Consider the following 13,611-nt stretch of genomic DNA (forward strand, 5'->3'; position numbering starts at 1 on the left):
AACTATGAATACTTTTTGCAAAAAAATAATATTTCTAATATCCGTCAGCTTTTTTCTAAACAGTTGTACAGAAACATATCCATTGTTAACCAATACATACGAGGAAGCTATCGTTGTTGAAGCCACTTTAACTAACGAGCTTAAAAATCAAGAAATTAAAATTACAAAAACTGCTCGTTTTGAAGATACATCAATTAAAACGGAAACCGGTGCCAAGGTTATTGTCAAGGATAATTTGAATAATGAATATGTATTCGAAGAAAATTCAGGAATCTATGTTTCGCAAACAGCATTTCAAATCTTACCTGACCGCCAATACACTTTGGAAATTACAGCAAAAGATGGGAAAATTTACCAATCTAGTCCTGAAACACTTACAACAGTAACACCTATTCAAAGCATAGTTCCATCTCTCGCAACAAACAAAGACAATGAGACTGGAGTTCAAATTAATGTTAACAGCTACGATGCCAGCAGAACTTCTAAGTATTATCGTTATGAGTATGAAGAGAGCTATAAAATAATAGCTCCAAGATGGTCATTGTCAAAATTAATTGTTACAGGTCCAGAATCCATTCAACTCATTCCAAACTCTTCCAGCACTAGAACTTGTTATGCTACTAAAAAATCGACAGATATTTTATTGGTAAATACTAACGATCAAAGTGAAGACAAAGTAAATTTTCCTATTCGTTTCATAGAACAAAAAAATTATATTATCGGACATAGATATAGCATTTTAGTTAAACAATATGTAGAAAATTTAGCAGCTTATAATTTCCATAAAACCATGAGAGATATTGCAAGCTCGGCAAGTATTTTATCTCCAAAACAACCTGGAGTATTATCCGGAAACATCAAATGTATAAACGATCCTAATACGAAAGTAATTGGTTATTTTGATGTATCCTCTTTTTCAGAACAGCGAATATTTTTTAATTATACTGACTTTTTCCCAGGAGCAGACGCTCCTTATTTCAACACTTGCGAAGACATTCCGTTTAAATTTTGTTTTGCAGGAGAAGATTGTAATGCAGAAGGTTTAATATATAATATCGAAAATAATTTTATGACCTATTTTTCCAATAGCGGATCTGCTTATATACTTGTTGACGTTGTCTGCGGAGACTGTACATCATTTTCATCTAACGTAAAACCTTCATTTTGGATAGACTAAAACACATACTTTTATTGTTTGTATTGATAAATACACAATTAGGCAAAGCACAACAAACGATTTCTTTGGATGAAACGGTATACCTTCATTCTAATGCTTCTTCATTTGTTACAGGAGAAACCTTACTATACAAGGTATATTGTTTAAAATCATCTAATAGAACACCAAGCAGTATTAGCAAAATAGCATATGTAGAACTTGTAGATGACAACAAAAAATCAGTTTTTAAAACTAAAATTGCACTGGAAAATTCTGTTGGACAGGGAGATTATTTTATTCCTACCACTTTAAAAACGGGTAATTATAAGTTAATTGGATATACGAATTGGATGCTAAACAAACCCATTTCTGAATTATTTCAATTGAATATAAACATCATTAATCCGTATAAAACAGACGAAAAAACAAATACAGAAAAAGTTCTATCGGGCAGTTCTAGACTTTCTTCAGAAAATTTAAAAAACGAGAATGTTGCTTTTAACCTAAATAAAAAAACATTTACAAATAGAGAATTAGTCGATTTAAAAGTCTTGACTTCAAATGCTAATTTTAAAGATGGAAGTTATTCGCTTTCTGTTCGAAAATTAGATAACATTCCAACACAGGATGAAATCTCCGCAGTTAAATTTGCTTCATTATCATCTTATCCGATCTTGTTAGATTTACAGAAACAAGATCAAAAAATAATTCTTCCTGAATTAAGAGGTGAAATGATTACAGGAAAGATTTCTTCAAAAAGTGAAAAAATTGAAAATGTTTCAGTTGGCTTATCAATTCCAGGAAAATCTTTCGCTTTCCAAGTGGTAAAAACTGATAGTAACGGAAACTTTATTTTCAATGTTGGTAAAACATTTTACACTTCTAATATAATTGTACAAATTATAGACGAGAAAGCAGCCAATTATGAACTTACAATAAACAATGCTCCTGAAATAGAATATTCAAAAATATCGTTTGATAAAAACACAAATTTGTCTTACGTTTTTAAAGAAAGTCTGTTGGAAAGATCTGTTTCAAGTCAGGTTGAGAATGCCTATTTTCATAAAAAAGTAGACAATATCGAAAAAAGTCCAGCGACGGATGCTTTTTATTATCCTCTTGCAAAAGAATATATTTTAGATGATTTTACTCGTTTTAAAACTTTAAAAGAAACAATAACGGAAGTTGCTGTTGAGATTTATTCGAAACAAAAAGATGATAAGCTTTATCTGCATGTGAACGATCCTAGTATTTTTCCGCAGTTACCAGAACCAGCACTTGTACTTGTTGATGGACAATATTTGGAAAATGTAAATGATCTGACTCTTTATAGCATGAAAAATGTTTATAAAATTGAACTTATCGTAGGAAGATACTATGTAGGCTCAAAATCATTTAACGGATTAATTAGTTTTACTACTTTCAACAAAGATTTCAAAAGCAATCAAACAGGAAGTTTTATAGCAAAACCAACTGTTTTAAGACCGCAGCCTAAAAAGATTTACAACAAAGTAAAATATGAAAGCGGTTCTGATAATGCCAGAATTCCTGATTTCAGAAATCAATTACTTTGGAATCCGGATGTGAAGTTAAATACAGATGCTGAAACTTCATTCTACACCTCAGATTTATCAGGAACATTCGAAATTAGATTGGAAGGTTTTACCAAAAACGGAATTCCTGTATCAATTACAGAAAACATCGAGGTTCAAAATACCATCGCAAACTAAAATCTTATTTTTAAAAAATTATACAACACTCACAAAACCTGCTTCTTAGAGGCAGGTTTTTATTTTTTTCAAATATTTTCAAAATATTTTTTACAGAGTTGTAACTTTTTTGATACTTCATACGTATAATCACTTGTACACTTAAAAATTGAGGAGACAAATAAGATGAGACAACTTAAAATCACCAAGCAGGTAACCAATCGTGAAACTGCATCGTTAGATAAATATCTACAAGAAATCGGAAAAGTTGACCTAATTACCGCAGATGAGGAGGTAGAATTAGCACAGAGAATTAAGGCTGGTGATCAAAGAGCTTTAGAAAAATTAACAAAAGCCAACCTACGTTTCGTTGTATCGGTTGCTAAACAATATCAAAATCAAGGTTTAACACTTCCTGATTTAATTAATGAAGGAAACTTAGGACTTATCAAAGCAGCACAACGTTTTGATGAAACTCGTGGTTTCAAATTCATTTCTTATGCCGTATGGTGGATTCGTCAATCGATCCTTCAGGCTCTTGCAGAACAATCACGTATTGTTCGTTTACCATTAAACAAAATTGGTTCTATCAATAAAATCAACAAAATGTATGCTTTATTAGAGCAATCTAACGAGCGTCCGCCTTCTGCTGAGGAAATTGCAAAAGAACTTGACATGACCGTAAATGACGTAAAAGAGTCTATGAAAAACTCAGGACGTCACTTATCAATGGATGCACCTCTTGTTGAAGGTGAAGATTCTAACCTTTATGACGTTTTACGTTCTGGAGAATCTCCAAATCCTGATAGAGAGTTAATTCACGAATCATTACGTACTGAAATCGAGCGTTCATTAGAAACATTAACTCCAAGAGAGGCAGATGTTGTTCGTTTGTATTTTGGTCTAGGCGATCAGCACCCAATGACTTTGGAAGAAATTGGAGAAACTTTCGATCTAACTCGTGAGCGTGTTCGTCAGATTAAAGAAAAAGCAATCCGTAGATTAAAACATACTTCTAGAAGTAAAATTCTTAAAACTTATCTTGGTTAATCACCAAAATTCTAATTCGAGAAATTACAAACGCCAAATTACTTGGAGTTTAATTTAAATTTTCTTAAATTGGATATTAAAGCAAACAACAGTTTGATTGACTGTTCGTTTTTTGATTGATGATTGAAACTCCGGCTGATTACCGGAGTTTTTTATTTATTCTATAAACCATTAAGACATTAAGTTTCATAAAGAAAAACTCAATGACCTCTTTCAATAAGCGAATTAAGATTTAAAAACTTAATTTTCTTAATCTCTTAATGGTTCAAAAAACATGCGGTTAAAAAATTTATCTTTGTAAACAAAACAACACACTACACTACAATGAAAAATACATTTATTGCTCCTTCTGTTCTTGCAGCTGATTTTGCTAATTTGCAACGTGATATTGAAATGATTAACAACAGCCAAGCTGATTGGTTTCATATCGATATTATGGATGGAGTTTTTGTTCCGAATATTTCTTTTGGAATGCCGGTTTTAGAAGCTATTTCTAAACATGCGAAGAAATATATCGATGTTCATTTAATGATTATTGATCCTGACAGATACATAAAAACTTTTGCTGATTTAGGAGCTAATGGATTAACTGTTCATTATGAAGCTTGCACGCACCTGCACAGAACACTTCAGGCAATTAAAGCGGAAGGAATGAAAGCAGGAGTAGCTATGAATCCGCATACTAATGTGGATTTATTAGAAGATGTTATTAATGACATCGATGTTGTTTGCATAATGAGTGTAAATCCAGGTTTCGGTGGACAATCATTTATCGAAAATACATATGACAAAGTAAAAAAACTAAAGGCATTAATTACACGTAAAAACGCATCAACTCTTATCGAAATTGATGGCGGTGTAACCAATAAAAATGCGAAACAATTAGTAGAAGCCGGAGCTGATGTTTTAGTAGCAGGAAGTTTCGTTTTTAGAGCCGAAAATCCAATCGAAACGATTGCCGATTTAAAAGTCCTTACTACTTTTTAAATTTTTCAAATTAGGAAAAAAGTCAATTCCAGTCATATTTTCGATAGTTTCTATAGGAACTACAAAATCATAAATAGGTTTGTCACTATCTTCATTTGGAACTAAAAAAGCAATTGCCTTGTGTTCATTTCCTGATTTAGCCAGAACGATTTTATAAAAATATTTAGGGACAGAAACTTTTTCTGTCCCTATTTTTTTATCTGAATCTTTCAAAACACCGCCAGTCACTACATAAATATCATCGTATTTTCCTGCCCAATAACGTGTTTTTTGCTCGATTCTGTTCCAGATTCCGCTATTAAAATCATGTCTTTGAGGAGAAATATTGGAAGTATAAAAAGTATCGTTATAAGCTTCTTCACTGAATTCCATATCACCAGCAGGACATAAATGCCCTTTATCATAACCTGATTTTTTATAATTTCTCCAATCAGCAGAACCTGTACTTACTTTAGGATCTTCAATAAAATACGGACGTTTGTAATTGCCATTTTTCAGGTATTCTTTCTTTAATTCATAAGCAACCCATTCAGCCTGCTCGTATTTTTCATTATAGGAAAGTGTATAATATTTGTGATTTACAATTTGATTTGTCGTCGAAGTAGGCTGATAGTTTACGGAATATAATGATCCTGTATTACTTTGATTAGCTATAAAAGTATCCTTCTCTTGATTTGCAATTTCAACTGTTTCTGTATTTTCTTTTTTACAAGAAAACAAGATTAGACCAATTAAACTAAGTATATAAATGTTTTTCATAAATACTTTTGGGTTACCATTAAAAAACGCTTCTTAAATTATATTCAAGAAGCGTTTCAATAACAAATTAATTTCTAAATGATTTTTCTTTATGATTTAACCAATTTATCTTTTTTCATTTTAGGAGAAACATTCGTTGTGGTTTTCACCACAGATTTAGCTTGCAAATCATCTAAAACATTTAATGCTTCTTCTACATAAACATCTTTAGATAATGCTTGGTGCCAAGCCTCTCTTTTCTCTTTCAAAGTAGCGTCGTTATTCATTTCCGTAACTTCATAAGGAAGTGACTTAAACACTAAATTGTTTTTATAATCTGAAATTGGTTTATACTTTTTACCTTCATTTTCAACTTGCTCTTGAGTTTCTTTAAAATTCTTGATATTCAAGCTGTAAACGTTTTCTTTGTTTTTAACATCGATCCATTTTGCATTATCTTCAATTAGTTTGAATTGAGCATTTTGGGCAATCCTAGCTCTACTGTTTTCGATAGCTTTCATGAAATTTTGGTTGGATGTCCAAGTAGTATAATCGGCTGGATCAATCTTATCCCATGGCATTGCATTGTCGATGTCACGTTCACCCATTTTCAAGTACGCATAACGATCTGGCATAACAACATCACTATGAACTCCTTCTAATTGAGTAGAACCACCGTTGATTCTGTAAAATTTCTGACCTGTAATTTTCAAAGCTCCTAAATCACCATAGTTTGTATTACGAACAAATTGGTTCAAATCTAATACATTCTGAACTGTACCTTTACCGTAAGTTTGTTTACTTCCAATGATAATTCCACGTTTATAATCCTGAATAGCAGCCGCTAAGATTTCAGATGCTGAAGCAGAGAAACTGTTCACCATAATTACCAGCGGTCCGTCCCATTCGATTTTTTTGTCTTTATCGTATAAAACTTCTTTCTTTTTACCCGCAGATTTTACCTGAACGATTGGTCCTTCTTGAATAAACAATCCTGCAATATCAACTACCGTAGAAAGAGACCCTCCTCCGTCATCGCGAACATCCAGTACAATTCCGTTGATATTTTCTTTTTTCAATCTTTCTACTTCAAGAGCAATATCTTTTCCAGCATCACGACCGTCTTTATTTTCAAAGTCAATGTAGAATTTAGGCAGATAAATAACCCCGTATTTCAATCCGTTTTTCTCAACAATACTTGATTTTGCGTATGTTTCTTCAATTTCAACCACATCTCTGATAATTGAAATTACTTTGATACTCCCATCCACTTTTTTAACAGTAAGCCTAACCTCAGTTCCTTTGTGTCCTTTGATTTTTTTAACCACATCATCAAGACGCATCCCTACTACATCAACAGGTTCTTCATTTCCTTGAGCCACTTTTAGGATTAAGTCTCCAGCTTCAAGCTGTTTTCCTTTCCATGCTGGTCCTCCAGAAATTAATTCATCAATTTGAGTAAAGTCATTTTTCTTAGTCAATCTTGCTCCAATACCTTCTAATTTACCGCTGATATTTACATCAAAACGATCTTTTTCTTCTGGAGCAAAATAGCTTGTATGAGGATCAAAACGAGTCATGATTGAATTCAAATACACTGAGAACCAGTAATCTTTATTCAAATCTTTGATTACACTAAAATTATCATCTAATGATTTTAAAGAGCTTTCACGTGTTTCTTTTTCTAAAGTTTCAAACGATTTTTCTTTGTATGAAGGATCTTTTTTCTTCTTTTCTTCTTCAATTTTTTGTTTCGTTACAAGAGAAGAAAGCGTAGAAAGTTTGATTTGTTTTCTCCATCTCTCATTTATTTCAGTTAAGCTTTTTGCATACGGAATGTTCTCATAATCGGCATTAAAAGTCTCATCTGTAGTATAATTAAAAGGCTGCGCTAAAATAGTTTTATAGCGTTTTTTACTTTCTTCCATTCTCTTCATCAATCTAGTATAAGTTAGATTAAAGAATGTTAAATCTTTGTTTAAAAACTGATCATCAAGCATCAACTCATATTGCTTAAATTCATCAATATCAGACTGAAGGAAGAATCGTTTAGAAGGATCTAATGCCTCAATATAATCTTTAAAAATACCCTTTGAAAATTGATCATTAATTTCCGCCGGGCTGTAATGTCCTTTTTCAATAACAAAAGCCAATAATTCTAATAATGTCTTGTCTTTATTAGGATCCGGATCTTCATTTTTATCTGCATTTATTTTAAAAGCAAACAAGGTCACAGACAAGCATAATACGGCTATAAGTATTTTATAATTTCTTTTCATAAACTCAATAATAGCATTCATCAAATTTTTTAATCTAAGTTACGGTAAAAACTATGCCAACATGCCAAGATCAGTATAATTTTTTGTTAAAGATATAAAAATGTTTATTCTCTAAAAGTGTTCTCGGATTTAGTTTGTAATTTTTATTTATTTGTTAGTATTCAACCAAAATCAGTTATTACATTTGTTGTAACAAGCCTTAATTTTGACAAATTGAAAATAGAATCGCAGCATGAAAAATGAAAAACCACTCATATTAGTCACCAATGATGATGGAATTCTGGCACCCGGAATTAGAGCTTTAATTAGCGTTATGGAAACCATAGGCGACGTTATTGTAGTGGCTCCAGACAAACCGCAAAGTGCCATGGGACACGCCATTACCATCAATAATACGTTGTTTTTGGACAAAATCTCTAAAGACGACGATGCCATTACAGAATACAGCTGTTCAGGAACTCCCGTTGATTGTGTAAAACTGGCCGTTAATGAAATCTTGAAACGAAAACCAGATTTGTGCGTTTCGGGAATCAATCACGGGTCAAACTCTTCTATCAATGTGATTTACAGCGGAACGATGAGTGCTGCAGTCGAAGCCGGAATTGAAGGCATTCAGGCTATCGGGTTCTCTCTTTTGGATTTTGATTGGAATGCCGATTTTGAACCGGTAAAATCATTCGTTAGAAAAATAACTTTAGAAACACTAAAAAATAAATTGCCTGCTGGTGTCGTTTTAAATGTGAATTTTCCAAGATTAAGTGAAAAAGACATTAAAGGAATCAAAATCTGTCGTCAGGCGAAAGCCTATTATGCACAGAAATTTGATAAAAGACAGACTCCTTTTGGGAAAGATTATTACTGGCTGACCGGTAAGTTTACCAATGAAGATCAAGGTGAAGATACAGATGAATGGGCACTTGAAAATGGATACGTATCAGTAGTACCAGTTCAGTTTGATTTAACGGCTCATCATTCTATGCAGCAACTTAATACTTGGAAATTAAATGAATAAGAAAGATTTTATTACAGGATTCCTTGTCGGGATTTTTACTGCGCTGCTTGGCAGTTATTTGTTTATTACGTTTTTTACAACTTTTGATTTTTCCACTGGAATTCAAACTATAAAAGAGCACGGTTATTTAGGAAAAGTAATTACAATTGGAACAACTTTAGATCTGGCAGTTTTCTTGCTTTTATTGAATAGAGATAAAGAAATGATGGCTAGAGGTGTTATTCTAGCGGTAATTGTTCTGGCAATTTCAACTCTAATTATTTAACCCTATCTTTGTGCTGCAATAAAATTTTGTCGATATGAAATACTACATAATAGCTGGTGAAGCTTCAGGAGATTTACACGGTTCAAACCTAATGAAGGCATTATTTGAGGAAGATCCTCAAGCCGAAATTAGATTTTGGGGCGGTGATTTAATGCAAAAAGCCGGCGGTACATTAGTAAAACATTATCGCGATTTAGCTTTTATGGGATTTGTAGAAGTGCTTTTTAATTTAAAAACCATTTTAAACAACATTAAATTCTGTAAAAAAGACATTGCTGAGTTCAAACCAGATGTAATCATTTTTATTGACTATCCGGGTTTTAATATGCGTATTGCAAAATGGGCTAAAGACCTGAATTACAAAACTCATTATTACATTTCTCCTCAAATTTGGGCTTGGAAAGAAAACCGTATCAATGCCATTAAACAAGACGTTGATAAAATGTTTGTGATTCTTCCTTTCGAAAAAGGGTTTTATGAAGACAAACATCATTTTCCAGTAGATTTTGTCGGTCATCCTTTGATTGATGCTATTCAGAATCAGCCACCTTTTGATGAAGCTGCATTTAGAACAGAGAATAAATTAGGAGATAAACCAATCATTGCCCTTTTACCAGGAAGCCGTAAACAAGAAATTACCAAAATGCTGAGCGTGATGTTAAGTGTTGTTGATGATTTTCAAGATTATGAATTTGTAATCGCAGGCGCTCCGAGTCAGGATTATGAATTTTACCAGCAGTTTATCAAAAACAAAAATATTGCATTTGTTTCCAATAGAACTTATGATTTACTCCGTTCTTCAACAGCTGCATTGGTTACTTCAGGAACTGCTACTTTGGAAACAGCATTGTTTAAGGTTCCAGAAGTAGTTTGTTATAAAGGAAGTGCGATTTCGTACCAAATTGCCAAACGAATTATTACTTTAAAATATATTTCGCTTGTGAATTTAATTATGGATCAAGAAGTGGTTACAGAATTGATTCAGAATGAATGCAATACAAAACGTATTAAAGAAGAACTTACGAAATTATTAGAACCAGCTTACCGCGAAAAACTTTTAAAGAATTATGATATTCTTGAAGAAAAATTGGGCGGAGTTGGCGCGAGTAAAAAAACCGCAAAACTCATCGTTGCAGATTTAAAAGCCTAAAAATTATTTGTTTTGAAAAAGATATTCATTTTCCTCTTACTATCAATCATTTTTACTTCTTGTAAATCGACTTCTCCTGCTGTCAGCAAAAAGGAAACAAAACGAGAGAATAGAGCTTTGGTGAATAATTTGATCGAAACGGCAACAGATAATATCGGCGTTAAATACAAGGCGGGCGGCACAAACAAAAGTGGTTTCGACTGCTCTGGATTAGTCTACACTACTTTTGAATCTGAAAATATAAAATTGCCCAGAAGTTCTTATGAACAAGCTAAAATTGGAAAAGTAATTCCCCTTAATGATGCCAAAAAAGGCGATTTAATTTTCTTTAAAACCAATAAAAGCCGACAAATCAATCATGTTGGACTTATCGTTGAAGTGAATTATGACGAAATAAAGTTTGTGCATTCATCCACCTCCAAAGGTGTCATAATTTCTTCTACCAAAGAAGCTTATTATAAAAACTCGTTCGAGCAGGTAAACCGCATAATCGAATAATTTTTTAATTCTAAAATATATTTATTTTCTTACAAATATTTAATACTTTCGTACTATGAAAGTATTAGATTTTCCGTTAGTTAAGCTAACAATCAGTTTTATAATTGGTATTTTAATTTCCTATTATTGCCATCCTTCTTTATCGATTGCCTTCAATATTTTAGGTTTTTCTACACTCTTATTTATCCTTTTCTATTTTTTAGCAAAACGCAATAAAAAGCACATTCCTCTTTTCGGAATAAGTTCTAATTTGATTGCATTTTCAATAGGAATCTGTGTTCTTTTAATTCATACTGATAGTTTTGACAAACTGAATTACAGCCATTTTCAAAAAGCATTTGACGAACCGCATGTTTTGACTTTTACTTTACGCGAAAAACTCAAAAGCAATGATTATAATGATCGTTATACAGCGATTGTAAACAATATCGATCAACATTTTATGAGAGGTAAAATAATCGTAAATGTTCAAAAAGACAGTACTTCAAATTCGTTAATTATCGGAAACATAATTCGAGTTAAAACTGTTTTACAGCGAACGCCTCCCAGCAAAAATCCAAATCAGTTTGACTACAGCAGATATTTGGCCGACAAACAAATTTACGCTCAGGTATTCTGTAAAAAATCTGAAATAACAATAAGTAAACACATAAAAAAAGACATTTGGTATTACTCTGGACGTCTGCATGCTTTGATTTTAAAAAACCTCGAAAAATCAAATTTTAATCCTGAAGAAATGAATGTTGCGCTTGCTTTAATACTTGGCCAGCAACAAGAAATCGCAGCTGATATTATTAAAGATTACCAATATTCTGGAGCTACACATGTTTTATCGGTTTCAGGATTACACGTTGGTTTTATAATGCTTTTTATAATGTTTATTCTAAAGCCAATTCCAAATACACGAAAAGGTTCTGCAATAAAACTGACTTCCATTTTAATCTCATTAGCCGGTTTTGCAGTGATTTCAGGATTATCACCTTCTGTTCTGCGATCTGTGGTTATGTTCTCATTTGTAGCTATTGGAAATCATTTACGCAGAAGCGGTAACATTTACCATACTTTATTGGTTTCAATTTTATTGATACTTTTATTTGAACCTTACTTTCTATTTGATGTTGGATTTCAGTTAAGCTATTTAGCTTTATTTTTCATAGTCTGGCTGCAGCCTGTACTTGCACAAATCTGGACTCCAAAAAACAAAATAGCTATTTATCTCTGGAATGCTCTAACGGTTTCTTTTGCGGCCCAAATAGGCACTTTACCTTTGTGTTTGTATTATTTCCATCAATTTCCAGGATTGTTTTTTGTAACGAATATTATCATTCTACCTGTTTTATCGTTTATCATGATTGCTGGAATAATCGTTATGCTGATTGCTATTTTCACCAATCCTCCTTTATTATTGGTTACTATATTTGAAAAAAGCATTTTCATTTTAAACAAAATGATTCATTATGTAGCTTCATTTGAATCATTTGTTATTCAAGATATCGGTTTTAATTTCTATTATTTGATTTCACTCTATCTCGTTATTATTACAGTGACAATTGGTTTCAAAAAACCAAATTTCAGAATCATAATAGTAAGTCTTCTGTCTATTATCTTATTTCAATTATCGTTAATTTACACTAAAAAAGAGCTGTCAGATCAAACTGAATTAATTGTTTATAATGCCAAGAAAAGGACTCTGATATCAATGCGAAAAGGGCAAAACATAACGCTTTTTACAAATGATATTAAGAAAGAAAAAGGAAACATTCTTAACTCTTATCTAGTTGGCAGTTTTAGTACGATCAGCCAAACGAAAATTGTTAAAAACACTTTGTATTTCAATACTCAAAAAATACTTATAATTGACAGCAGTGGCGTTTACGAAAACAAAATCGTACCGGATATCTTAATTCTGACACAGTCTCCAAAATTAAATCTGGATAGACTTTTAAATCAAATACATCCTAAAATGATAATTGCAGATGCTTCAAATTCTTATTCCATTCAAAAAGTATGGAAAGAAAGCTGTTTGAAAAAAAACATCCCTTTCCACGCTACTGCTGAAAAGGGATTTTATAAACTGAATTAAATTTTATTCTGGATTTAATATCTGATTGCAATCTGTTATCCAAGCTTTTGCACCTCCCGAACTATAGGAAAGTTTTCCCAATGTATTGAAATTGGTTTTTCCTTTTCGTATAACCGCATTTGCAAAACAGACTTCCGGTAAATCTACAACACCAAAAGCATTTTTCAACATAGCATTCTGTTCTCGCACTTCGCTGGCAATGGCCATATCAGATAAGTCGAGCTTGACTAAAATAACATTTTTACGGGACCATTTTTCAAAATCAGCAGTTTTAAACACTTCATTCTGCAAATTTTCTGATGCACCCGCACCAGTGAACAAAATAAGCATTGGTTTTCGTTCTTCATTACTGATTGCAATTGCATCAGTCAGATTGGTTTTCCATTCGAGATTCTGGGATTTCATCAGGAAGGTTACAAATAAAAATAGTAGAATGGGTAGTTTTCGGCTCATAAATTAATTGGTTTTAGTTAAGTTAATGAAACTAATTTAACATAAAACCAACACCGAACAATGTACTTTAATACAAATAGTTACGTAAAACATGCATTAAAATGAATTTGATTTTTTAAGCCCAAAAATTTAAAAAAAATGAAAATTTTACCCCATTTAAATAATAAATGTATAATACACATTTAAGTTTGTTTTGAAAAAATATCCCTTTCCAAATAATTTTGAAAAGGG

12 protein-coding genes are annotated in these 13,611 nt (G+C 32.1%); 9 read left to right on the forward strand and 3 right to left on the reverse strand.

Annotated features, from left to right (window positions below):
* The first annotated feature begins 82 nt into the window (after positions 1 to 82).
* The 4 genes from P2W75_RS02820 (at position 83) to rpe (ending at position 4,902) form a co-directional block, all read left to right on the forward strand.
* Positions 83 to 1,177 (forward strand): DUF4249 domain-containing protein, encoded by a 1,095-nt coding sequence (locus tag P2W75_RS02820; protein WP_239023286.1) that lies wholly within the window; start codon positions 83 to 85, stop codon positions 1,175 to 1,177.
* Entirely contained in the window at positions 1,165 to 2,886 is a 1,722-nt protein-coding gene (locus P2W75_RS02825) for a hypothetical protein (RefSeq protein ID WP_276378815.1), read from the forward strand. The genes P2W75_RS02820 and P2W75_RS02825 overlap by 13 nt, the downstream gene beginning before the upstream one ends.
* Positions 2,887 to 3,051: 165 nt before the next feature.
* Entirely contained in the window at positions 3,052 to 3,915 is an 864-nt protein-coding gene (locus P2W75_RS02830; protein WP_007804760.1) for an RNA polymerase sigma factor RpoD/SigA, read from the forward strand.
* Positions 3,916 to 4,239: 324 nt separating this feature from the next.
* Complete coding sequence (gene rpe / locus P2W75_RS02835; RefSeq protein ID WP_276378823.1) at positions 4,240 to 4,902, forward strand: ribulose-phosphate 3-epimerase; 663 nt, start codon at positions 4,240 to 4,242, stop codon at positions 4,900 to 4,902.
* Here the strand turns inward: rpe and P2W75_RS02840 are convergent.
* Together P2W75_RS02840 and P2W75_RS02845 are read right to left on the reverse strand one after the other, a co-directional pair.
* Entirely contained in the window at positions 4,879 to 5,661 is a 783-nt protein-coding gene (locus P2W75_RS02840) for a DNA/RNA non-specific endonuclease (protein ID WP_276378824.1), read from the reverse strand. The two genes, rpe and P2W75_RS02840, sit on opposite strands and share 24 nt — an antisense overlap.
* Before the next feature lie 89 nt (positions 5,662 to 5,750).
* Complete coding sequence (locus P2W75_RS02845; RefSeq protein WP_276378825.1) at positions 5,751 to 7,940, reverse strand: carboxy terminal-processing peptidase; 2,190 nt, start codon at positions 7,938 to 7,940, stop codon at positions 5,751 to 5,753.
* 211 nt (positions 7,941 to 8,151) lie between these two features.
* On the opposite strand from P2W75_RS02845, the gene surE reads away from it, so the two are divergent.
* The 5 genes from surE to P2W75_RS02870 are packed head-to-tail and all read left to right on the forward strand — an operon-like array spanning position 8,152 to position 12,927.
* On the forward strand, positions 8,152 to 8,931 hold the full coding sequence (gene surE / locus P2W75_RS02850; protein ID WP_276378826.1) for a 5'/3'-nucleotidase SurE: 780 nt from the start codon (positions 8,152 to 8,154) through the stop codon (positions 8,929 to 8,931).
* Positions 8,924 to 9,196 (forward strand): hypothetical protein, encoded by a 273-nt coding sequence (locus P2W75_RS02855; protein WP_276378827.1) that lies wholly within the window; start codon positions 8,924 to 8,926, stop codon positions 9,194 to 9,196. The genes surE and P2W75_RS02855 overlap by 8 nt, the downstream gene beginning before the upstream one ends.
* A gap of 34 nt (positions 9,197 to 9,230) precedes the next feature.
* The gene (gene lpxB, locus P2W75_RS02860) at positions 9,231 to 10,346 is read left to right on the forward strand and encodes a lipid-A-disaccharide synthase (RefSeq protein WP_276378828.1); all 1,116 of its coding nucleotides are present in this window, start codon (positions 9,231 to 9,233) and stop codon (positions 10,344 to 10,346) included.
* 12 nt (positions 10,347 to 10,358) lie between these two features.
* Positions 10,359 to 10,844, forward strand: a complete 486-nt coding sequence (locus P2W75_RS02865) for a C40 family peptidase (RefSeq protein ID WP_276378829.1) — start codon at positions 10,359 to 10,361, stop codon at positions 10,842 to 10,844.
* A gap of 55 nt (positions 10,845 to 10,899) precedes the next feature.
* A complete protein-coding gene (locus tag P2W75_RS02870) occupies positions 10,900 to 12,927 on the forward strand; it encodes a ComEC/Rec2 family competence protein (protein ID WP_276378831.1) in 2,028 nt (675 codons plus the stop codon).
* A 3-nt stretch (positions 12,928 to 12,930) separates the two neighbouring features.
* Here the strand turns inward: P2W75_RS02870 and P2W75_RS02875 are convergent, their stop codons facing one another.
* Positions 12,931 to 13,380 (reverse strand): thioredoxin family protein, encoded by a 450-nt coding sequence (locus P2W75_RS02875; protein WP_207298032.1) that lies wholly within the window; start codon positions 13,378 to 13,380, stop codon positions 12,931 to 12,933.
* Positions 13,381 to 13,611: the final 231 nt, after the last annotated feature.

It is taken from the genome of Flavobacterium sp. H4147 (assembly GCF_029360735.1).
Lineage (GTDB): Bacteria > Bacteroidota > Bacteroidia > Flavobacteriales > Flavobacteriaceae > Flavobacterium > Flavobacterium endoglycinae.

Bases quoted from the DNA above. Each gene is read 5' to 3' on its own strand.
- P2W75_RS02830 (WP_007804760.1), top strand. From the start codon at position 3,052: ATGAGACAACTTAAAATCACCAAGCAGGTAACCAATCGTGAAACTGCA.
- rpe (WP_276378823.1), top strand. From the start codon at position 4,240: ATGAAAAATACATTTATTGCTCCTTCTGTTCTTGCAGCTGATTTTGCT.
- P2W75_RS02840 (WP_276378824.1), bottom strand. From the start codon at position 5,661: ATGAAAAACATTTATATACTTAGTTTAATTGGTCTAATCTTGTTTTCT.
- P2W75_RS02845 (WP_276378825.1), bottom strand. From the start codon at position 7,940: ATGAATGCTATTATTGAGTTTATGAAAAGAAATTATAAAATACTTATA.
- surE (WP_276378826.1), top strand. From the start codon at position 8,152: ATGAAAAATGAAAAACCACTCATATTAGTCACCAATGATGATGGAATT.
- P2W75_RS02855 (WP_276378827.1), top strand. From the start codon at position 8,924: ATGAATAAGAAAGATTTTATTACAGGATTCCTTGTCGGGATTTTTACT.
- lpxB (WP_276378828.1), top strand. From the start codon at position 9,231: ATGAAATACTACATAATAGCTGGTGAAGCTTCAGGAGATTTACACGGT.
- P2W75_RS02870 (WP_276378831.1), top strand. From the start codon at position 10,900: ATGAAAGTATTAGATTTTCCGTTAGTTAAGCTAACAATCAGTTTTATA.
- P2W75_RS02875 (WP_207298032.1), bottom strand. From the start codon at position 13,380: ATGAGCCGAAAACTACCCATTCTACTATTTTTATTTGTAACCTTCCTG.